The organism is Blautia glucerasea (assembly GCF_020537505.1).
Lineage (GTDB): Bacteria > Bacillota > Clostridia > Lachnospirales > Lachnospiraceae > Blautia_A.
The window spans coordinates 61,058-81,956 of sequence record NZ_JAJBMO010000012.1 but is presented as its reverse complement, the minus strand read 5'-3'; the positions used below and the strand labels follow the sequence as shown (position 1 = coordinate 81,956).

The following is a 20,899-nucleotide window of genomic DNA, read 5'->3' as shown; positions in this document are numbered from 1 at the left end:
AATTTGCCGTTACCACTTGGACAAGTAGTATTTTCAGCTCAGTTGATTTCGAGCTGCATATGAAAAAGAAGTAAATAAAAACATAACATAAAAGGAGGTCTCCACCCATGTCAATCACCTTCAACGAAACAACCCGAATCTTCACCCTTACCACCGCCCACACTACCTATCAGATGCAGGCAGATGCCAAGGGTTACCTTTTGCACCTGTATTACGGTGCCAGAACTGCGGGAGAGATGGATTATCTGCTGAACTATGCAGACCGTGGATTTTCTGGAAATCCCGATTCAGCAGGTAGCGACAGAACTTATTCTCTGGACGCTCTGCCGCAGGAATATCCCTCCCTTGGCACCGGTGATTTCCGTAATTATGCTGTAAACATCCAGAATGGGGACGGTTCCCAGTGCTGTAATCTGGTTTACATAAGCCATAAAATCACATCTGGAAAATATGCACTGAATGGACTTCCGGCCGTACGCGCCAGCGAAGATGAGGCAGAAACACTGGAGATTATTCTGGCAGATCCGGTCACAAAAGTGGAACTTCATCTGCTCTACGGAGTGCTGGAAAAGGAGGACATCATCACCAGAAGTGTAGTCATTAAAAACGCTGGAGAATCACAGATAATCATAAAAAAAGCCCAGTCTGCATGTCTGGATTTCCTTCATGGAGACTACGATCTGATCCAGTTTTACGGCAGACATGCCATGGAAAGAAACCTGGAACGTGTACCTGTTTCCCATGGAAGCATCCGCATTGGAAGCCGTCGTGGAAGCTCCAGCCACCAGCATAATCCTGGGGTGATCCTTGCAGGGAAAAACACAACTGAGGACAGCGGAAGCTGCTATGGAATGCTCTTTGTATACAGCGGAAATTTCCTGGCAGAAGCAGAAAAAGACCAGTATAACCAGACAAGGATCCAGATGGGACTGACTGATGAATTATTCGAATATCCGCTGGCTGCAGGGGCTGGGTTTACCGCACCAGAGGTCATTTTATCCTATACAAACAAAGGGCTTGCCAAGCTTTCCCAGCAGTATCACCATTGTATTATGAACCATATCTGCCAGGGAAAATACGTTCATGAGAACCGCCCGGTGCTGATTAACAGCTGGGAAGCTGCGTATTTCGACTTCACCGGAGACACCATCGTAGAGCTTGCAAAGCAGGCAAAAGAGCTTGGAATTGACATGGTTGTTATGGATGACGGCTGGTTTGGAAAACGAAATGATGACAATTCTTCTCTGGGCGACTGGTATGTAAATGAGGAAAAATTAGGTGGAACTCTTGCCAATTTGATTCAACGGGTAAACGCGGAGGGTGTGAAATTTGGTATCTGGATCGAGCCGGAAATGGTGAGCGAAGACAGTGATCTTTACCGGGAACATCCGGACTGGGCCATTGCGATTCCAGGCCGCAGACCCATCCGTTCCAGAAACCAGCTGATCCTGGATTTTTCCAGAAAAGAAGTGCGGGATGAGATTTTCAAACACATTTGTGACGTGTTAGACCAGGGAAATGTAGAGTATATCAAATGGGATATGAACCGCAGTATGGCGGATGTTTACGGCCAAAAGGTGACCTATGATTATGTTCTTGGAGTGTATGATTTTCTGGAAAAACTTACCAGACGGTACCCGGATATTCTTATTGAAGGATGCAGCGGAGGCGGCGGAAGATTTGATGCCGGAATGCTGTATTATACCCCACAGATCTGGTGCAGTGACAATACAGACGCCATCAATCGCACCCGGATCCAGTATGGAACCTCCTTCTTTTATCCAGTAGCAGCAATGGGTTCCCATGTCTCCGCGGTGCCAAATCACCAGACCGGAAGAGTGACCAGCATGCACACAAGAGGCGTGGCAGCCATGTCCGGAACCTTTGGATACGAGCTGAATCCGGCACTTTTAAGTGTAGAAGAAAAAGCAGAGATCCGTACCCAGCTGGCGAAATACCGGGAGCACCAGGAACTGATCCGTGAGGGTAGTTATTACCGCCTTTCTGACCCATTCCAGGACGAAATTTCTGCATGGATGGTGGTATCTGAGAACCAGGAGCAGGCACTTGTAAGTGTGGTAAGACTGAGTGCCGAAGCCAATGCACCAGCCACTTATGTGACCTTAAAAGGCCTTGCTGAGGATACTTTTTATCTGGATAAAACCACTGGAAAAGTATATCCGGGCGCTGCCCTTATGGAGGCAGGAATACTGCTTCCAGTGGCGGGTCAGGAGTATGAAGCATATCAGATTGTACTGCAAAAAGTGGAAGAAAAGTAAGGCTTTAATGTAAAAACGCCAGAATATCAGAAGAACTTTTTTATAAGATCTTCTGTGTTCTGGCGTTTTTAGTTCATGAATTTTGATTAAGTGTCGTAGAGCGTGTCTGAAAAATCATTCCCGCAATCTGCATGCTCCACTTTGCGGTATATTTTGCAGAAAGCCTTTTATTGTATTTTCATATGTTCTGCGATATACTTTCAGTATTCCAGATGGACGTGGGGTGATGATGGTGGTTTTAATGGTTCCTTTTGGGCTTCTTGCTGGATTTGCCGGAGGCCGGGAAGTTCGGATTACAGAGCTGGATGAGACGGGATTTTGCTTCCGGATCAGGAAAAAGGATAGCGCAAACATAGCTTCAGAAGAGCTGAAAGTGTGCTTTTACGATATAGAGAATAGTGGTTACCGAGAACTGGAGATTTCGGAATATGACATACAAAGATGTGATGCAGCAGACACAGATCTCCAGGAATTTTACGTGAAATATAAGGTGAATGTGAAGGAAAAAGAGTATGCAAAGGCAGTTCAGAGGCTTCTTTACCAGTACAATCGTTACATTCACCTGAAGCTGGAGGAAGACGACAGCACACTGGCGGAAAGTATGACCGGCTATCCAGGAGAACGGGATGTGGTAAAGTGCCGCAGCCTGGAAGAACAGATGAAAATCTGGCAGGAGGAGCTTAAAACAGGACCAGAGAGAGAAAGAAAGACACTGTTGGAAGCTGGGCTTGGAAGAGAAAGTCGGTCATTGCTGAAAAATGCCCCCGTGGAACTGGCTTTAGAGATAGATTGCCCGGAATTATACCAGGCATATTTAAGAAGCTCTTTAACAGACTTTTCGGAAATATTTGCAGAAAAAAGTATGGGAATCTGCAGCAGTCTGATCAGAAACCGCCAGGTACCAGACCGCCTTTACATTGGGAATCAGTTCTGTCATCTATTGTTTCCAGGGAAGGAATTGCTGTTTCAGATGCTGGAAAAAGCAGCAGCGGAACAGGTGCAGATCACCCTTGTTTTTTCATATATACGGGAATATATGCTGGATCAGGTGCAGGCACTATTAGAAGAAATAGATCACTGGTGTGAACACCGGCAGATTTGTATAGAGGCTGTTGTAAATGACTGGGGAATGGCGGATCTGGTAAAAAATGGGACCAGGAATGTGACTCCAAGTCTTGGATCATTGCTGAATAAACGCAAAAAAGATCCGCGGATCTCCTTCAAAAAAGGTGACCAAAGGTTGTTTGAAAAGAACAATCTTAATGCTGGATTTTACCGCGATTATCTAAAAGAAGAGTTTGGAATTGAGAGATTTGAATGGGAATCCTGCGGCTACGGACAGGATTTTCCAGTGGGGAAAAACAGTCTGCATATTCCATTGTATCAGACCAATACCTCCCAGTATTGTCCCCTTCGGGCGGTCAGTCTGAATGGGGAAAGAGGCGCCCAGAAGTTGGCAAAATCTTGTCCTCATTACTGCGCAGAGCATGTATTTTTGTACCCGGAGCATCTGCATATGGTGGGAAGGTATAACTCTTTATTTGGAATTGATATGGAGGTTTTGAAGGACAGCAAACTGCTGGAGAGGTGTGCCAAAAAGGGCGTGGACAGGGTTGTAATAAGTGCTTCCCACACAGGGGAAGGATACGCTTTCCCCTTGATGTTATAGTATAAAAAGAAGGACGGGTTGAAAAAGGGATGAAAAACTGGATTGAAATAAAGAATTTTGAAGCACCGGAGCTGGATATTTATGCCAGACTTTCGGAGGTGCAGCTGTTAAGATACAAGGAACCAGAGCCAGGGCTTTTTATTGCGGAAAGCCCGAAGGTGATCCAGCGTGCGCTTACCGCTGGGTATGAACCCATTTCCTTTCTTGTGGAGCACAAGGATCTGGAAGGCGAAGCCCGGGAAATTCTGGAACAATTCCCGGAAATCCCGGTTTATACAGCAGAATATGAGGTTTTGATAAGGCTGACTGGTTTTGCGCTTACCCGGGGAATGCTTTGCGCTATGCAGCGCCGGAGCTTGCCGTCAGTAGAAGAAATCTGCAAGGATGCGCACAGAATTGCGGTGATGGAAAAGGTGGTAAATCCAACCAATATAGGCGCCATTTTCCGCTCGGCAGCAGCCCTCCATATGGATGGAGTGCTTCTCACAGGTGGCTGCTGCGATCCCCTTTACCGCAGGGCTGCAAGGGTGAGCATGGGAACTGTTTTTCAGATTCCCTGGACTTATTTTCACAAGAAAATGGAGTGGCCTAAGGACGGAATGAAGCTTCTTGAGAAGCTTGGATTTAAGACAGTTGCAATGGCACTTCGGGATGATTCAGTGAGTATTGATGATCCCCAGCTTCTGGCGGAGGAAAAGCTGGCTATTATCCTGGGAACGGAGGGGGATGGACTGGCAAATGAGACCATTGCGGACTGTGATTACACAGTGAAAATCCCCATGTCCCATGATGTGGATTCCCTAAATGTGGCGGCAGCCAGTGCCGTGGCATTCTGGGAGCTGGGAAAGCGGAATTTGTGAGGCATACAGGATGAAAATAGTAGCAGGACTGGGTTCTATTGATGAATATAGAAGGTTTGCAGCTGCAGGTGCAGATGAGTTTTTCTGTGGATATGTGCCGTACTCCTGGGCAAAAAAATATGGTACCGTACTGCCCCTGAACCGTCGGGAAGTGCTTTGCTATAACGTACAGCTAGGGGCGTTTAGTGAGCTGGAAATCCTGTCAGAGCTGGTAAAAAAATATGGAAAACCAGTCCATCTCACCTTTAACTCTTTATATTATACCCCGGAACAATACCCGGAAATTGGGGAGATTATAAGCAGATGCATGCAACTTGGTTTTCGCAGTTATATCATTGCAGACCCAGCCTTACTGGTGTATTTGCGGGAAAAAGGTATAAACTGTGAGATCCATTTAAGCGGTGAATGCGGCGAGGTGAACAGCCGGATGGTGGCTGTATTTGACAAAAAAATAGGGCTGAAGCGTGTGATTTTTCACAGAAAAAATACCTTCGAAGATATGAGAGCAGTTGCAGAAAAATGCGAAATTCCAGAACGGGAGGCTTTTGTATTAAATGAAATGTGCCAGTTTACAGGTGCCTTTTGCAACTCCTTACATTGTGATGAGATGGGGTATCTTTGCAGGGTTCCCTATGAATTAGGTACTATAAAAACTGTGAAAACGGATGGCCAGGGATTGGAAAAACCTGCTTCTGCCCCTGATAAAATGGGATCTGTTTCCCAGTTGGAGCCGTCAGATCCTGCTTATGATCCTACGGGGTATCTCTGTGGCGAAACCGGCTGCGGCCTGTGTGCCCTGTACCAGCTGAAACAAGCTGGAATTACCCATTTGAAGCTTGTAGGCCGGGGAAATTATACCGATTATATGGAAAAAGATATCCGCAATCTTCGGAATTCGTTGAGACTGCTGGAAGAATCCGGGGATGAAGCTGAGTTTAAGTCAAAAATGAAATCCGGAATTTTTCCAGGTGGGTGCAGTGGAAATTGCTATTATCGATAATAGGGCTGAAGCGTGCAAAAAAATAGTCCCACAATCTGCATGTCCTACCAATTATGCCGCACATCCTGCAGAAAGCATTTTTCAAAGATGCTATAGTATTGTGGATATACGAATGACGGATAGTAAAATATTTTTTGTTTTATATCTTACTATCCGTCACCCTTTTTATCTGTCGATTTTATTATCCAATAGGCTCGAAATCTGCAGCTCCATGCTTACACAGCGGGCAGATGTAGTCATCCGGGAGCTCGTCGCCTTCGTAAATGTATCCGCAGACCTTGCAGACAAAGCCTTTTTTGCCCTCTGTTTCTGGCTGTGGTTTTACATTTTTCTGGTAATAGGTGTAGGTCATGGTGTCAAGATCATTCATTACGCGGGCCTCGGTAACGCTGCAGATAAACATGCCGTGTGTGCCAAGATCCACATACTGTTCAACCTTCAGGGACATAAATGCGTTGATATATTTGTCCAGGAACACCAGTCCGTTATCGGAACGGTAGACCTTCTGGCCGGCAAATTTATCCACGCTGCGCCCTGTCTGGAAGCCGAACTGCTGGAAGACGGAGAACGGTGCATCTACGGACAGGCAGTTTACATTGAGAATGCCAGTTTGTTTGATCACATGGTGGGAATAGTTTGCTTTGTTGATGTTTACAGCAATGCGGTTTGGGGTATCGGTGAGCTGTGTCACAGTGTTGACGATCAGTCCGTTGTCTTTTTTGCCGTCATTGGAGGTGACTACATAAAGACCGTATCCGATTCTGAAAAGGGCTGTCATGTCATTTTTGTTCGCCAGCTCATCGCTCTGGGCAATGTATTCTTTGCAAAGCTCACCTGCCATGGCTTCCAGCTGATCCTTATTTTCCTGGTTCACAGCGGAAAGTACCTTTACGGTAGTGTCCAGCCAGTTGATCTTTTTGCATTTGGAAAGCATTTCTTTCATCACCTTCGCAGCCAGAGGCGCCCAGGAACCGTTTTCGATGATGCCGACGGTGCGGTTCTGGAAATTGTGCTCTACCAGACGGGTGATGTAGTCGTGCATAAACGGATAAATGCTTGCGTTATAAGTGGTGGTAGCCAGTACCAGCTTGCTGTAGCGGAACGCGTCGGACAAAGCCAGGGACATATCGTCTCTTGCAAGATCGTAGACAACAACCTTTGGACATCCTTTGCTGCGGAGTTTGTCAGCCAGCATTTCAACGGCTTTTTTTGTGTGGCCGTAAACGGAAGTGTAAGCGATTACAATGCCTTCGGTTTCTGGTGTGTAGGAAGACCAGGTGTCATAAAGTCCAATATAATGTCCAAGGTTCTCGGTAAGGACCGGTCCGTGAAGGGGGCAGATGGTCTGGATATCCAGTCCTGCGGCAACCTTCAGCAGTTTCTGAACCTGTGGTCCGTATTTTCCAACGATTCCAATGAAATATCTGCGGGCCTCGTCGTCCCAGTCTTCTTCCACATCCAGGGCGCCGAATTTTCCAAAGCCGTCTGCGGAGAAAAGAACCTTATCAGTGCTGTCATAGGTTACCATAACTTCTGGCCAGTGTACCATTGGGGCAAAAACGAAGGTCAGGTTGTGGTTTCCAAGGTTGAGTGTGCCGCCGTTTGTAACTTCCAGCTTCTGTCCTTCCAGGTCGAGACCGAAGAAGTTCTGGATCATAGTGAAGGTTTTGGCGTTGGCAACAACAGTTGTTTCCGGATAAACCTTCAGAAAGTTTGCCACGTTTGCTGCGTGGTCGGGTTCCATGTGCTGCACGATCAGGTAGTCTGGCTTGCGGCCTTCCAGAATGCGGTCCAGGTTGTCCAGCCATTCATGGGTGAAGTTGGCATCTACGGTATCCATGACTGCTATTTTTTCATCCAGGATCACGTAGGAATTGTATGCCATGCCGTTTGGAACTTTGTACTGGCCTTCGAAAAGGTCGACCTGATGATCGTTTACGCCTGCGTAGCGGATAGTGTCTGTGATTTTCATATGGGGTTCGTCTCCTTTGTTATAAGATGGTTTATTGTGTGTGGTTTTGCGTGTGATTATTTATTTTTTTAGACTTTGTTATTTCCTTAACATAGTTTTAGTATACCAAATTTTGAAATAAAATCTGTTGCAAATACAACAAAAGGGTGTATTCTATAAAGGAAATATTGTGCGGTTTACAGTGGAATTGTTGCGAAAAAAGGCAAGGTTGAATTTAGCTGATAATATAGGAAATGGAGGAATGGCAAAAATGACCCCGGTGACACTTTTTTCATATATAACCCCGGAAGAACAGGAGCGCATGCGCGTCTGCTTCTGTATGCGTGAGGTGACTTATCAGAATAATGAGACGATCATGGAATATGCCAGTTCCATGAAAAAAATTGGCCTGATCCTGGAAGGTCAGGCAGCTCTTTATTGCTGTGATGAAGAAGGAAACCAGTATATGCTGGATGATCTGAAAAAGGACAGTGTTTTCGGCGAACCCTTTCTTTTGCCCGAGGAATCCCAGCATTATTATGTCTGTGCAAAAGCAGCCACAAAAGTGCTGTTTATTAATTATGAGCATGTGATCAAGCGTTGTGAAAATGCCTGCCGCTTTCACAGCCAGCTGGTAAGCAACCTGCTTCAGATGATCGCCATGCGCGCCAGCCAGCAGGCCAGCCGGATCTACGTACTGTCAAGGAACAGTACCCGAAAGAAGATCATGGCATATTTAAACTCCATCGCCGCTGAAAAACAGACCAAAACCTTCATCCTTCCCATGTCCTACACCACCCTGGCAGAATACCTCAGCGTAGACCGCAGCGCTATGATGAGAGAACTGAAGAACCTGGTGGATGAAGGAATCATAGAGCGGGATGGGAAGAAGCTGCGGCTTCTATAGAGGTTTTTAAGAACCCGAAACGGTTTGCAGATCTTTTAAATGGCTATTTTTTCAATGGAGCTGAAGTGGTTCATTGGGAAAGCTACAGAATCAGAGAAAATATTACTGGTGAACGATGTTAATAATATTTTGTTGCAGGAAAATTCTCTAAAATCCAGTTGACGTAACCCAATTTCTACAACATAATATAACCATAATCGTTGCCAGGCAAAGTCTGCGCAGCAGAAGTGAAACAAAACGGAGGTTTTTACATGAAGGTATTAAATTACGGCTCACTAAACGTAGATTACGTCTATTCCGTAGACCACATCATCATTGGAGGAGAGACCCAGCATTCTTCTAAACTGGAGGTTTTCAGCGGTGGCAAGGGCTTGAATCAGTCTATTGCGCTGGCGAAGGCAGGGGTGCCGGTTTATCATGCGGGAATCGTGGGAAACGACGGAGACATTCTTCTTGAGGCTTGCAAGGAAGCTGGCGTAAACACCAAATATATCCGCAGACTTCCGGTAAAAGGCGGCCATACCATGATTCAGGTGGACAAGAATGCCCAGAACTGTATCATTCTTTACGGCGGAACCAACCAGATGCAGACAAAGGAATTTGTAGATGAGGTTCTGGCTGATTTCGGCGAAGGAGATTACCTGATCCTGCAGAACGAGATCAATATGCTGGACTATATCATCGACCAGGCTTATGAGAAAAAGATGAAGATCGTCATGAACCCGTCACCTTTTGATGACAAGCTAAGCACCTGCGATCTCAGCAAGGTTTATCTGTTTCTGGTAAATGAGATCGAGGGCGAGCAGATCACTGGCTGCAAGGATAAAGACCAGATCTTAGATGCCATGGCTGCGAAATTCCCCAATGCACGCTTCGTGCTTACCCTTGGAAGTAACGGCGCTGTTTACTACGACGGCAAAGAAAAAGTATTCCAGGACATTTTCAAGGTAAAAGCTGTGGACACCACTGCGGCTGGTGATACTTTCACCGGATATTTCATTGCAGCAGCTATCGAGGGCAGATCCATCCAGGAAGCGCTGAGAATGGCTGCAAAAGCATCTTCCATTGCGGTTTCAAGACCAGGCGCCACACCGTCTATTCCGAGAGTGGAGGAAGTGAAGAAAGAGCTGGGGATGCTGTAATTAAGAACAATATAAGATGGCATCTGCAGCGGTCTGTCAATTATAAATGATATAAAGAGAAGGATCCTCATGGGAGCGGACATAAATCCGCTCCCATAATTTATGCGAGGCAGCCGTCAAAGTCCATGCTTGCATGAGACCCTAGAGCGTGTTTGAAAAATCATTCCCGCAATCTGCACGCCCCACTTTGCGGTATATTTCGCCTGAATTCGGTTGTTGTAGCCCGCTACGACGCCCTCATCCGGGCAAAATCTCCCACAAATTGTGACGCACATCTTGCAGAAAGCCTTTTTCAAACACGCTCTAGCGGTTGTCTCGTTTTTGTAAGTAATAAATCTAATCACCCACCAACCGCAACGAGCCAAATTCACATAAAAGGTTTTACATACTGTTTATAAATGTTTATATAAATGTTCACATAGATAAACGGCCAAAAAGTTAAAAACACTACCATCTTATAGTAAATACTTACTAAAAACAATACAAAAACCTTGTACATTCATACAAAATAACATATAAAACTAAAATGGTTATTGAAATGTTTATGCAAATGTTTATAATGAAATTATCAACAGTTCGGAGAGCACCGAACAATATCAAACATATTTTTTCAAGGAGGACGTATTTATGAAAGCAAGAAAAGCAATGGCATTAGCTATGACAGCAGCAATGGTTGGAGGTTTAATGACAGTTCCGGTAATGGCTGAGGATAACGCTGAGTTACTTCCAGGCGGCGGAAGCAATATCATCTACTGCATCACACCTTCCACATCCAACCCATTCTTCAACACAGAGCAGGTAATCGCGAAAGAGAAAGCTGAAGAACTTGGATACGAAGTAAAATGTGCTTCCCACGATGATGACGCTGCTACACAGCTTGAGCTTTTCGAAGCAGCTATCAACGACGGCGCAGCAGCAATCATCTGTGATAATGCTGGTGCAGACGCTTCCATCGAAGCAGTTCAGAAAGCATACGATGCTGGAATTCCAACCTTCCTGATCGACCGTGAGATCAACCAGTCCGGACTTGCAGTAGCACAGATCGTTGCAGATAATGCACAGGGTGCAGCAGCAATCGCAGAAGTATGGGTTGAGGCTATGAACTACGAAGGTAAATACGCAGAGCTCCTTGGACTTGAGTCCGATACAAACTGCCAGGTTCGTTCTGACAACTATCATTCTGTAATCGACGAGTACGAAGATCTTGAGATGGTAGCTCAGCAGTCCGCTAACTGGGATCAGACAGAAGCTTATGAGAAGACAGAAGCAATCCTTCAGTCTAATCCAGAGATCACTGGTATCATCTGCGGTAACGATACAATGGCATGCGGTGCTGTTCAGGCTTGCCTGGATGCAGGACGCAACGACATTAAGATCATCGGTCTTGACGGATCCGATGAAGCAAACGCTTACATCAAATCTGGTGACATGGTTGGTACCGCTCTTCAGCAGATCGCTCTGATCACTGAGATGGCAGTTGAGCAGGCAGATGCTTACCTTAAAGGTACAGCTCCAGAAGAAGAGAAACAGCTTGTTCCTTGTGTAGCAATCACAGCTGACAATACAGATTGCCTGAACGCATTTGTTTACACAGAGCCAGAAGCTAAATAATCTGGCTGCCAGGAAACATATTTTTATAAAAAATGAACGAGTGTTTGAAAAATTATTCGCACAATCTGCATGCCCCACTTTGTGGTATATTTTGCAGAAAGTCTTTTTAAACACGCTTTGGAAGGCGGTGCGCCAGCGCCGCCTTTTATAATAGAAAGCAGGGAGAGATGATTATGAAAAGCAGAAGAATTTTGGCAGTTCTGGCCGCATGTACAGCAGTAACCTTTACCGGCTGTGGTGTTGTAACTGTAGTGCCCATTGGCGAAGAAGCTTCTTATACAGGAAAACAGGAATTTGATTCCGCAGCAGAGTCCCAGGGTGACTGGGGAGCCGTTGTAGCGGACATTTCCGACAAGGCACAGGATCTTTCTGAATTATTAAATGGTGATGGCATTACAGAAACAACTGCAGTAAAAGGCACAGGAAAAATCAAAGAATACAATACAGACACCCCGAAACATTATCTGATAGTAGAACTGGATGGATATACCGGAACTACAGAGGTTCAGGTCCGGACAGATGGACCGAACTCCAGCACAGCCATCCGTGATCTTCAGTCTCTGAAGAATTTTGAAAGCTTTACCAACCAGACAGAATGGTCAAGCTATGGAAAAGAACTGAACAAGCAGGCGCTTGCACAGGTAATTGACCCACTTGGAATCGACGAAAATGTAGTTGGCAAGACTGTTACATTTACAGGCGGCGCAGAAGCCGGTACAGATGCAGTATCTGTTACAGCAGTTGAGCTGACGATTGAATAAAAGGAGGAAGCATTATGTTTGATGATCCGAATGTTGTTCTCCATTGTGAAAAAATTGATAAGATTTATCCCGGAACCAAAGCTCTGGATCAGGTTTCCTTCGATCTTCTGAAAGGCAAGGTAAACGTTCTGATCGGTGAGAACGGTGCCGGAAAATCTACCCTGATGAAGATGATCGCCGGAATCGAGCAGCCTTCAGCAGGTAAGATGTACATGGATGGACAGGAAGTTTACTTCAAAGATACCAATGCAGCACGTGCAAAAGGTATCGGAATCATCCACCAGGAGCTTTCTCTTTTCCCGAATATGACAGTGTATCAGAATATTTTTATGGGACATGAGAAAAAGAAAGGCTTTTTCCTGGATGACAAAGCTCATTCAGAGGGCGCCAAAAAGATCCTGAAACGTCTGGAGCATGAGATCCCGCCGGAAACCATGGTTGGAGATCTTCGTGTAGGACAGCAGCAGATGGTGGAAATCGCACGTAACCTGAATCAGGATGACTTACGTGTACTGATCATGGATGAGCCGACCTCCTCTCTTTCCGCAGCAGAGGTTAAGGTTCTTTTCAAGATCATGAGAGAGCTTCTGGAAGCTGGAATTTCCATCGTATATATTTCCCATCGTCTTGAGGAAATCATGGAGATTGGCGATCATGTCACTATTCTCCGTGATGGAAAATACGTTGCAGATGCTGATGTAAAAGACATTGAGCTCAGCTGGATCGTAGAAAACATGGTTGGAAAGAACACCCAGTATCACCGTTTCGAGAGAAGCATCGACCTTTCCAAACAGCCGAAGGTGCTGGAAATTAAGGACATGTGTCTTCCGAAAAAAGGCGGTGGCTGGACTCTGGACCACGTAAGCCTGGACCTGAAAAAGGGAGAAGTCCTTGGTGTTTACGGACTTTTGGGAGCTGGACGAAGCGAGCTGTTTGAATGCCTGATGGGACTTCATCCGGAGCATACCGGCGATGTATTCTATGAAGGCAAAAAGTTAAATATCAAAGATGTTGCCACCCAGATCAAGAACGGTTTTGCTCTTGTACCTGAGGACCGTCAGAGCCAGGGACTGATCCAGACTCTTGACATCGGCAAGAATACCTCTATTTCTTCTCTGAAGGATTATGTAAAAGGTCTGTTCCTTGACGAGAAATCAGAGAATGCAGCAGTTGACGAGCAGATCAAGGATATCCATATTAAAGTGGCGGATAAGAGACTTCCAATCCTGTCTCTGTCCGGTGGAAACCAGCAGAAGGTTGTGATCGGCAAAGGTCTTTTGACCAAGCCAAGGATCTTACTTCTGGACGAGCCTTCCCGTGGTATTGATATTGGTGCGAAGACTGAGGTCTTTGAGATCATTCACGACCTTGCGGAAAAAGGACTTTCCATTATCGTTATCTCATCTGAGCTGAAAGAGATCATGGCAATCGCAGACAGGATCGTTGTATTGTCAAATGGCAAAAAGACCGGCGAGCTGACCGGAGATGAGATCACAGAAGACACACTTGTACGTACATCTTATGCCGGACTTGGAACCGGAAGAAATGCGTAAGCCGGGGAGGAGCAGAACAATGAATAACAAAAAATCAAATAATAATCAGTTGTTAATGACACTGTTAAAAGGACGTACCTTTATTGTACTGGTACTCCTGGTCATCTTTTTCACCATTGTAAAAGGAACTACATTCCTGTCAGCATCTACGCTGACCATGGTTGCCAAGCACGTAGCCCTGTACGGAATCCTTGCACTTGGTATGACATTCGTAATCATTACCGGTGGTATTGACCTTTCCGTTGGTTCTGTAGTCGGACTTGTTGGTATGCTTGCCGGCGGTATGATCCAGGAAGGTATCACACTGAAATTTGCAGGCGTAACTCTTTACTTCAGCGTTCCAGTAATCATTATTACCATGCTGGTTGTTGGTTGTATCATCGGTGCAGTCAACGGTCTTATTGTAACAAAATTAGGTGTGGCACCATTTATCGCTACCCTTGGTACCATGTACATCTGCCGTGGTTTTGCAAACCTTCGTTCCAACGGTGCAACATTCTCCGATATCAAAGGTTATGACGGACTTGGCAACACAGGCTTCAAGATCCTTGGAAGCAACATTGCTGGTATTCCTACTGGTGTTTACATTTTCGCAGTACTTGCAATTATTTCTGTTATCATCCTGAAAAAGCTTCCATTTGGATGGTATGTACTTGCAGTCGGCGGCAACGAGAAATCTGCCCGCCTTTCCGGTATCAAAGCGGACAAGATTAAAATTATCGTTTACATGATCTCCGGCTTCTGTGCAGCATGGGTTGGTATGATCAACACCGCACAGCTTTCCGCAGCACATCCGGCATCTGGTGATGGCTGGGAAATGAATGCCATCGCAGCTACCGTACTTGGCGGTACTTCCATGAGCGGTGGTTCTGGAACGATCATCGGAACTGTAGTTGGTGCATTCGTTATCGGTGTTATCAATGATGGTATGACAATGTGTGGTGTATCTGAGTTCTGGCAGAAGGTTATCCGTGGTTTGGTTATCATCCTTGCAGTTGTAATTGACCAGACACAGAGAAATCTTCAGGCGAAGATGGCACTTCAGGCAAGAAACGAGAACAAATAAAGAGAGGCAATAGCATGAAAAAATCAGGGATTTTAAATGCCCAGCTGATCCGTTGCATCGCAGAGCTGGGACACAAAGATCTGTTTATGATCGGTGATGCAGGAATGCCCATTCCAAAGGGTGTGGAGATTGTAGACCTGGTTGTATGCGGAGGAGTTCCCACCTTTAAACAGGTGATGGATGCGGTGCTGGCAGAGACAGAAGTGGAAGCCTACACCATTGCAAATGAGATCGAGGAAAAGAATCCGGAGCTTCTTGCATATATTCAGCAGAGCCTTCCTGAGGCAGAGGAGAGCAGAATTGACCACGTAGATCTGAAAAAGATGTCTGCACAGTGCAAATTTGCAATCCGTACAGGTGAGTTTACACCTTATCCGAACATAATTTTAAGAGCGGGAGTTGCTTTCCCAGCATAAAAAATGATCAGAGAAGACGCTGCGAAAGACAGGTGACAGCTTGTTTTGCAGCGTCTTTTTTACGCAATAGGCGAGCCAAAGTCCATGCCTGCATAAGACCTTGGAAGCAGATGTATGACATTATTTTTACTGACAGAGGAGGACCTAAAATGAAAGTGAGTGTGAGGAAAATCAGTGAGATCACAGGATTTTCTCCAGCAACTGTTTCAAATGCACTAAACTACAAAAAGGGTGTAAATGCTGAGACCTCTGCGAAGATTTTTAAAGTGGCGCAGGATCTTGGGTATTTTGAGGAAAACCACATCCGTAAGATAAAGTTTGTCATGTTTAAGCGTGATGGTTCTGTAGTCGAGGATTCCCCTTTTTTTATCCAGCTGATCTCCGGGGTGGAGCAGGAATGCCGCGCCTGTGGAATGGAAATGCAGATGTGCAACCTGGACAAAAGGGATCCAGGGTACCAGGAGCAGGCGAAATGGATCATGAATGACAAGGCATCTGCGGTGATTCTTCTTGGTACAGAAATGGTGGATGCGGATATTGACCTGATCCGTGGAATGTCCTGCCCGTTTGTTGCGATTGATTACTGGAAAGAGGACATGAGCTTTGATGCCATGTTGATCAATAATGCGGATTCCGCACGTATGGCTACGGAGTATCTTATTGCCAATGGACATAAAGAGATTGGTTATTTGCGGGGAGCTTTCAGGATCAAACCTTTCCGGTCCCGTTTTGCAGGATATCAGACCGCGCTGCAAAAGGCGGGACTTCCCCTGAATAAGGACTATATTTTTACAATGGCAACTACCATCGATGGTGCTTACGAGAATATGAAGCGGTATTTGTCTGAGAAAGTGAAGCTGCCTACAGCCTTCTTTGCAGACAACGATATGATTGCACTGGGAGCTATGAAGGCCATGGCAGAATTCGGGCTCCGGATCCCGGAGGATATATCCATTGTGGGATTTGATGATCTTACGTTTTCCTCAATTTCTTATCCGCCGCTGACTACACTCCGGGTGCCGAAGCAGGAGATGGGAAGAGCGGTTGTAAGGCGTCTGCGGGATATTCTGAAAGACAATGACGGGATTAAGATCAAGATGCAGATGTGCACACAGTTTATTGAGCGGGAGAGCGTGAAGAAAATATAAGGGGGGACACGGTTGGGCAATTGGTATTACACGCAGGTCGGTGCAGCGCACCTAAAATGACCTGCTTGGGAATATCAGTTGCCCAGCTGCTGTGTCTACAGAAACCAGATGAAAAATGAGACCTGTTTTCTATGAAATAGATAAAAAACAAGTCTCGTTTTATGTTAACCGTTAATTACATTCATAATCGCGTCATACAGCTCGTCGTAAGTTTCGTAAGCCGGGAGCTCCGGATACTCAGCCTTGATGGCATCTGTGCTCTTGAACAGGAATCCTGCTTTACTTGCCTGGATCATACCCAGGTCGTTGTGGCTGTCACCGCTGGCAATGGTGTCGTAGCCGATGGACTGCAGGGCTTTCACAGTGGTGTATTTGGATTTTTCACAGCGCATTTTGAAATCAGTAATTTCGCCATTTTCGCCCACTACCAGTGTGTTGCAGAAGATGGTAGGATAACCCAGCTTTTTCATAAGAGGGCCTGCGAACTGGGAAAATGTGTCGCTGAGGATGATAACCTGGGTCTGTGCCCTTAATTTGTCCAGAAATTCCCTGGCACCAGGAATCGGATCAATCTTAGCAATGGTCTCCTGGATTTCTTTCAGGCCAAGACCATGCTTTTTCAGAATGTTCAGACGGTATTTCATTAATTTATCGTAATCAGGCTCGTCTCTTGTGGTTCGTTTCAGCTCTGGAATGCCGGTCTCTTCGGCAAATGCGATCCAGATCTCCGGGACAAGTACACCTTCTAAGTCTAAGCAGACAATTTCCATAATCTCCTCCGTTCTGCAGCTGTAAAGATTGCTGCAATTGAATTTTATAGTTTTTTCAGATCTCAAGGTCATATAAAGCACAAGATGAAAGCAGTTAGGATGACTGCTTTCACACACTATCTTATTATAGCGTAAAAATGCCGGAAACGCTATACCAAAGTTAAAATAAAACACATCCCGGAATGTTCCTGGAAAACGGCAACAATAGAGAAAAAATGTCTGGTAGAAATTTGTCACTTATATTGCCGTTTCGTGAAAAATGTGGTATATTATTAATATCTGTAGTAATATTAGACAAAATAAACATAATAATAATGGCAGGAGTGGTTAAAATGTATAACGAAGAGTACAAGCGCTGGATGGCAGCGGATCTCGAGGATGCAGATCTGAAACCAGAATTATCTAAGATTGAAGGAAACGACGAAGAAATTAAAGATCGTTTTGCAGTAGCTCTGAAATTTGGTACAGCAGGACTCCGTGGAGTTCTTGGCGCAGGTACCAATCGTATGAATATCTATGTAGTGCGTCAGGCTACACAGGGTCTTGCTAACTGGGTGAAGACTCAGGGCGGCACTCAGACCGTTGCAATCAGCTACGACAGCCGTCTGAAGAGTGATATATTTGCGAAAACAGCAGCAGGAGTTCTGGCTGCCAATGACATTAAGGTCAGAATTTATGATGCATTAATGCCTGTACCGGCCCTTTCCTTTGCGACACGCTACTATGAGTGCAACGCGGGTATTATGGTTACCGCATCTCATAACCCTGCTAAATATAATGGATACAAGGCTTACGGCCCGGATGGCTGCCAGATGACAGATGATGCTGCAGCTATCGTTTACGATGAGATCCAGAAGACTGACATTCTTACAGGTGCGAAATACATGTCCTTTGCAGAGGGCGTTGAGGAAGGCCTGATCCGCTTTGTTGGTGATGACTGCAAACGTGCTCTTTACGATGCAATCGAGTCCCGCCAGGTTCGTCCAGGTCTTTGCAAGACAGCAGGTCTGAAGCTGGTTTACAGCCCGCTGAATGGTTCCGGACTTGTACCGGTAACTCAGATCCTGAAGGATATCGGAATCACAGATGTAACGATTGTTCCGGAACAGGAATACCCGAACGGCTATTTTACCACATGCAGCTACCCGAACCCGGAGATTTTCGCAGCTCTGGAGCAGGGATTGAAGCTTGCCAAGGAGACAGGAGCAGACCTTATGCTTGCTACTGACCCGGATGCAGACCGTGTTGGTATTGCTATGAAATGCCCGGATGGATCCTATGAACTGGTAAGTGGTAATGAAGTGGGAGTTCTTCTTCTTGACTATATCGCAGCTGGCCGTATTGAGAAAGGCACAATGCCGAAGAATCCGGTCGCAGTGAAATCTATCGTATCCACACCTCTTGCAGATGCAGTTGCAGAGCACTATGGCGTAGAGCTCAGAAGTGTACTTACCGGATTTAAGTGGATCGGCGATCAGATCGCACAGCTCGAGGCTGCCGGTGAAGTGGACCGTTTCATCTTCGGATTTGAAGAGAGCTACGGATACCTTGCAGGACCGTATGTACGTGATAAGGATGCCATTATCGGATCCATGCTGATCTGCGAGATGGCTGCATACTACAGAAGCATTGGAAGCTCCCTGAAGCAGAGACTTGAGGAGATTTACGCACAGTATGGCCGTTACCTGAACAAGGTTGACAGCTTTGAATTCCCGGGACTCAGCGGAATGGACACTATGGCAGGAATCATGCAGAAATTCCGTGACAACCCGCCGGCAGACATTGCAGGCTACAAGGTAGTGAAGGTTACCGATTATAAGAAGCCTGAGGAGACCGGTCTTCCAGCAGCAAATGTTCTCATTTACAAACTGGAGAATAACGAGACAGTAGTTGTTCGTCCATCCGGAACAGAGCCGAAGATTAAGATTTATTACACTACACTGGGTAAAGATCTTGCAGAGGCAGAAGCTGAAAAAGAGAAGCTGGCTAAGGCACTTGAGCCGATGATGGCTTAAGCGAAGTATATAATTGTATAGTAAACGAGATAAAATGTGCTCGATGAAATTTGTCTCGTTATCGCGGCAATCGCCAAGGTTCCATGCAAGCATGGACGTTGGTTCGTTGCTTGCGTAAATGATCGCCCCCTTGCGGAATATTCCGCAGGGGGCTTTTTGCGGGAATCATAAATTTTATTGATCTCTTGTAGGGATTTGCTTACATTGTTTTTGAAAATGCCATGCTCTTAGGATTATGTTTGGAAATTTTTTTCTTTATTTGAAGTGAAAATTCTCAGTAAGTCGTTAATTACAGTAAAAGGCAGACCATAGTGTATAATGCCCGAAAAGAAAACGAGGTGACAATTTATGTTGACGCTGCTATTTATCATTTTAATGTTTGGTATATTTGGCAAAATGATCGGACTTGCCTTCCGCGCAACCTGGGGAATCACGAAAATCTTTTTTCGTCTGATCTTTCTACCCCTTGTCCTAATCGGATTAGTCCTGGGAGGCTTGATTTACATAGCAATTCCCCTTCTAGTGATAGTCGGGATCGCAATGCTGGTATTTGTGTAATATATTCATAGAATAAAAAATAGATGAAAATACAATCGAAAATATGTTCACTTTGCCAGGTGACAAAAGACGACAGATATGGTAGTATAAATACATCAACGAAAGAGAAATACGAAAAACACTTAAGAAATCTGAGATACGAAAGAAAGTCATAAAGTACAAAAGAATCTAAAAGTACAAAAGGTCCTAAAAGTACAAAAGAACTTAGAAGTACAAAAGTTCTGTGTTCTACCAAAGATTTGTAAATTACTAAAGATTCATAAGCCACTAAAGATCAACCCAAATACCTAAGATCAATAAGAAAACGAAAGATTTTCGAAACACATCCGATAAAATTATAACAAAACACATCAGAAAAATGGCTGGGAACTAGCTTCCCAGCCATAAATCATAACAATGTCGAATTAATCCCATTTGGAAATCACTTTATCCCATTTAAGTTAAACTGGAAATTTATAGCCCTTTGTAACAAAATAAGGTATACTGAAAGAACATCATAAACAAAAGTTATAGAGAAAATAAAAGTAATAGGAAGACATAAAATGAACAGGCAGCAGGCAATGAACCTTCTTGGTATTACCCAGGAGGATGATGAAAGGGAGATTAAGCGAAAATATCATAAGATGATCAGCCGTTTTCATCCGGACTCATTGAATGAAGTAGGGGAAGCGCATATTCAGCGTGCACAGGAGATAAATGAAGCGTACCGGATACTGAGCCAGAGCGATAAGTGGGAAACGAAGAGCGTACAGGGAACAGAAGCCCATGGCACAGACAATCATAGATCTGGGAAGTGGGAGCAGCGCCAGGAATGGTCTGGTGAACTGAACGAGGCTGCTTTTATACCAAGGAATATTTATCTGCACTATAGTATGAATCTCTCTGAAGAAGAACGAAAGGAAGCCCAGGGGAAGCTGTATTATCAGGCTGCCCACGGGAAATATATGTGGGATCCGGAGGAAGAAGATTTCACACTTTTTCTTACCAGTCTTCGTCATGCTACCGCCGCTCTTCTTGAGAGAACGGAGAATGCTATAAACGTCGAAGATCTATCCTGTATGCCAGATTTGAAGGAGTACCGTTTTCGCGTCCAGGCGAAACTGTTTGAATATCTTTCTATGCAATATGTAAATCCATTACTGGTTTTAGATTCTCTGACGAAACCAGAGAGCACGGATGGAAAAGGTCAGAGA

Annotated in this window: 18 protein-coding genes and 2 pseudogenes; 16 read left to right on the top strand and 4 right to left on the bottom strand. The window is 45.1% G+C overall.

What is annotated here, in order from left to right; all coding sequences use genetic code 11:
* Positions 1 to 107 precede the first annotated feature (107 nt).
* The 5 genes and pseudogenes from LIQ05_RS11275 (at position 108) to LIQ05_RS11260 (ending at position 5,808) form a co-directional block, all read left to right on the top strand.
* Entirely contained in the window at positions 108 to 2,279 is a 2,172-nt protein-coding gene (locus LIQ05_RS11275; RefSeq protein WP_226820659.1) for an alpha-galactosidase, read from the top strand.
* Positions 2,280 to 2,361: 82 nt separating this feature from the next.
* Positions 2,362 to 2,454: pseudogene (locus LIQ05_RS20660) on the top strand (DUF6783 domain-containing protein); the annotation flags it as partial.
* A 51-nt stretch (positions 2,455 to 2,505) separates the two neighbouring features.
* Positions 2,506 to 3,948, top strand: coding sequence for a hypothetical protein (locus tag LIQ05_RS11270; RefSeq protein ID WP_226820657.1), 1,443 nt, complete (start codon positions 2,506 to 2,508; stop codon positions 3,946 to 3,948).
* A gap of 29 nt (positions 3,949 to 3,977) precedes the next feature.
* Positions 3,978 to 4,808, top strand: coding sequence for a TrmH family RNA methyltransferase (locus tag LIQ05_RS11265; protein WP_226820656.1), 831 nt, complete (start codon positions 3,978 to 3,980; stop codon positions 4,806 to 4,808).
* A 10-nt stretch (positions 4,809 to 4,818) separates the two neighbouring features.
* Positions 4,819 to 5,808: a peptidase U32 family protein gene (locus tag LIQ05_RS11260; RefSeq protein WP_226820654.1), complete on the top strand. Its 990-nt coding sequence runs from the start codon at positions 4,819 to 4,821 to the stop codon at positions 5,806 to 5,808.
* A gap of 181 nt (positions 5,809 to 5,989) precedes the next feature.
* On the opposite strand, the gene LIQ05_RS11255 is transcribed toward LIQ05_RS11260, so the two are convergent.
* Positions 5,990 to 7,780 (bottom strand): flavin reductase, encoded by a 1,791-nt coding sequence (locus tag LIQ05_RS11255; RefSeq protein WP_226820652.1) that lies wholly within the window; start codon positions 7,778 to 7,780, stop codon positions 5,990 to 5,992.
* Between the two features lie 241 nt (positions 7,781 to 8,021).
* On the opposite strand from LIQ05_RS11255, the gene LIQ05_RS11250 reads away from it, so the two are divergent.
* Both LIQ05_RS11250 and LIQ05_RS11245 read left to right on the top strand, forming a co-directional pair.
* Positions 8,022 to 8,666 (top strand): Crp/Fnr family transcriptional regulator, encoded by a 645-nt coding sequence (locus tag LIQ05_RS11250; RefSeq protein ID WP_226820650.1) that lies wholly within the window; start codon positions 8,022 to 8,024, stop codon positions 8,664 to 8,666.
* A 251-nt stretch (positions 8,667 to 8,917) separates the two neighbouring features.
* Entirely contained in the window at positions 8,918 to 9,808 is an 891-nt protein-coding gene (locus LIQ05_RS11245; protein WP_226820648.1) for a ribokinase, read from the top strand.
* A gap of 116 nt (positions 9,809 to 9,924) precedes the next feature.
* On the opposite strand, the gene LIQ05_RS20335 is transcribed toward LIQ05_RS11245, so the two are convergent.
* The gene (locus tag LIQ05_RS20335) at positions 9,925 to 10,083 is read right to left on the bottom strand and encodes a DUF6783 domain-containing protein (protein ID WP_318289531.1); all 159 of its coding nucleotides are present in this window, start codon (positions 10,081 to 10,083) and stop codon (positions 9,925 to 9,927) included.
* On the opposite strand from LIQ05_RS20335, the gene LIQ05_RS20330 reads away from it, so the two are divergent.
* A complete protein-coding gene (locus LIQ05_RS20330) occupies positions 10,012 to 10,206 on the top strand; it encodes a DUF6783 domain-containing protein (RefSeq protein WP_318289534.1) in 195 nt (64 codons plus the stop codon). The two genes, LIQ05_RS20335 and LIQ05_RS20330, sit on opposite strands and share 72 nt — an antisense overlap.
* 229 nt (positions 10,207 to 10,435) lie before the next feature.
* Positions 10,436 to 11,419, top strand: coding sequence for a D-ribose ABC transporter substrate-binding protein (locus LIQ05_RS11240; RefSeq protein WP_226820646.1), 984 nt, complete (start codon positions 10,436 to 10,438; stop codon positions 11,417 to 11,419).
* 23 nt (positions 11,420 to 11,442) lie between these two features.
* On the opposite strand, the gene LIQ05_RS20655 is transcribed toward LIQ05_RS11240, so the two are convergent.
* The gene (locus LIQ05_RS20655) at positions 11,443 to 11,580 is read right to left on the bottom strand and encodes a DUF6783 domain-containing protein (protein WP_416385995.1); all 138 of its coding nucleotides are present in this window, start codon (positions 11,578 to 11,580) and stop codon (positions 11,443 to 11,445) included.
* A 12-nt stretch (positions 11,581 to 11,592) separates the two neighbouring features.
* Between LIQ05_RS20655 and LIQ05_RS11235 the strand changes: the two genes are divergently transcribed.
* The 5 genes from LIQ05_RS11235 to LIQ05_RS11215 all read left to right on the top strand — a co-directional run bounded on the left by LIQ05_RS11235 (position 11,593) and on the right by LIQ05_RS11215 (position 16,363).
* On the top strand, positions 11,593 to 12,180 hold the full coding sequence (locus tag LIQ05_RS11235) for a DUF2291 family protein (RefSeq protein ID WP_173716075.1): 588 nt from the start codon (positions 11,593 to 11,595) through the stop codon (positions 12,178 to 12,180).
* A gap of 14 nt (positions 12,181 to 12,194) precedes the next feature.
* Positions 12,195 to 13,733 (top strand): sugar ABC transporter ATP-binding protein, encoded by a 1,539-nt coding sequence (locus LIQ05_RS11230; protein ID WP_226820644.1) that lies wholly within the window; start codon positions 12,195 to 12,197, stop codon positions 13,731 to 13,733.
* A gap of 19 nt (positions 13,734 to 13,752) precedes the next feature.
* Entirely contained in the window at positions 13,753 to 14,799 is a 1,047-nt protein-coding gene (locus LIQ05_RS11225) for an ABC transporter permease (protein WP_118582012.1), read from the top strand.
* A gap of 14 nt (positions 14,800 to 14,813) precedes the next feature.
* Positions 14,814 to 15,215: a D-ribose pyranase gene (rbsD, locus tag LIQ05_RS11220; RefSeq protein ID WP_173716076.1), complete on the top strand. Its 402-nt coding sequence runs from the start codon at positions 14,814 to 14,816 to the stop codon at positions 15,213 to 15,215.
* 149 nt (positions 15,216 to 15,364) lie between these two features.
* On the top strand, positions 15,365 to 16,363 hold the full coding sequence (locus LIQ05_RS11215) for a LacI family DNA-binding transcriptional regulator (RefSeq protein WP_226820642.1): 999 nt from the start codon (positions 15,365 to 15,367) through the stop codon (positions 16,361 to 16,363).
* A 164-nt stretch (positions 16,364 to 16,527) separates the two neighbouring features.
* Here LIQ05_RS11215 and thrH read toward each other — a convergent pair whose 3' ends face one another.
* The gene (gene thrH, locus LIQ05_RS11210; protein ID WP_226820640.1) at positions 16,528 to 17,133 is read right to left on the bottom strand and encodes a bifunctional phosphoserine phosphatase/homoserine phosphotransferase ThrH; all 606 of its coding nucleotides are present in this window, start codon (positions 17,131 to 17,133) and stop codon (positions 16,528 to 16,530) included.
* A 332-nt stretch (positions 17,134 to 17,465) separates the two neighbouring features.
* Here thrH and LIQ05_RS11205 point away from each other — a divergent pair, with 332 nt between their 5' ends.
* Both LIQ05_RS11205 and LIQ05_RS20650 read left to right on the top strand, forming a co-directional pair.
* Positions 17,466 to 19,148 (top strand): phospho-sugar mutase, encoded by a 1,683-nt coding sequence (locus tag LIQ05_RS11205; protein WP_118582000.1) that lies wholly within the window; start codon positions 17,466 to 17,468, stop codon positions 19,146 to 19,148.
* A gap of 1,100 nt (positions 19,149 to 20,248) precedes the next feature.
* Positions 20,249 to 20,425: pseudogene (locus LIQ05_RS20650) on the top strand (J domain-containing protein); the annotation flags it as partial.
* Between the last annotated feature and the right edge of the window lie 474 nt (positions 20,426 to 20,899).

Coding starts and splice junctions, on each gene's coding strand:
- LIQ05_RS20335 (WP_318289531.1), bottom strand. CDS start 10,083: ATGTGCGTCACAATTTGTGGGAGATTTTGCCCGGATGAGGGCGTCGTA.
- LIQ05_RS11225 (WP_118582012.1), top strand. CDS start 13,753: ATGAATAACAAAAAATCAAATAATAATCAGTTGTTAATGACACTGTTA.
- LIQ05_RS11255 (WP_226820652.1), bottom strand. CDS start 7,780: ATGAAAATCACAGACACTATCCGCTACGCAGGCGTAAACGATCATCAG.
- LIQ05_RS11235 (WP_173716075.1), top strand. CDS start 11,593: ATGAAAAGCAGAAGAATTTTGGCAGTTCTGGCCGCATGTACAGCAGTA.
- rbsD (WP_173716076.1), top strand. CDS start 14,814: ATGAAAAAATCAGGGATTTTAAATGCCCAGCTGATCCGTTGCATCGCA.
- LIQ05_RS11270 (WP_226820657.1), top strand. CDS start 2,506: ATGATGGTGGTTTTAATGGTTCCTTTTGGGCTTCTTGCTGGATTTGCC.
- LIQ05_RS11250 (WP_226820650.1), top strand. CDS start 8,022: ATGGCAAAAATGACCCCGGTGACACTTTTTTCATATATAACCCCGGAA.
- LIQ05_RS11230 (WP_226820644.1), top strand. CDS start 12,195: ATGTTTGATGATCCGAATGTTGTTCTCCATTGTGAAAAAATTGATAAG.
- LIQ05_RS11265 (WP_226820656.1), top strand. CDS start 3,978: ATGAAAAACTGGATTGAAATAAAGAATTTTGAAGCACCGGAGCTGGAT.
- LIQ05_RS11245 (WP_226820648.1), top strand. CDS start 8,918: ATGAAGGTATTAAATTACGGCTCACTAAACGTAGATTACGTCTATTCC.
- thrH (WP_226820640.1), bottom strand. CDS start 17,133: ATGGAAATTGTCTGCTTAGACTTAGAAGGTGTACTTGTCCCGGAGATC.
- LIQ05_RS11240 (WP_226820646.1), top strand. CDS start 10,436: ATGAAAGCAAGAAAAGCAATGGCATTAGCTATGACAGCAGCAATGGTT.
- LIQ05_RS11205 (WP_118582000.1), top strand. CDS start 17,466: ATGTATAACGAAGAGTACAAGCGCTGGATGGCAGCGGATCTCGAGGAT.
- LIQ05_RS11215 (WP_226820642.1), top strand. CDS start 15,365: ATGAAAGTGAGTGTGAGGAAAATCAGTGAGATCACAGGATTTTCTCCA.
- LIQ05_RS11275 (WP_226820659.1), top strand. CDS start 108: ATGTCAATCACCTTCAACGAAACAACCCGAATCTTCACCCTTACCACC.
- LIQ05_RS11260 (WP_226820654.1), top strand. CDS start 4,819: ATGAAAATAGTAGCAGGACTGGGTTCTATTGATGAATATAGAAGGTTT.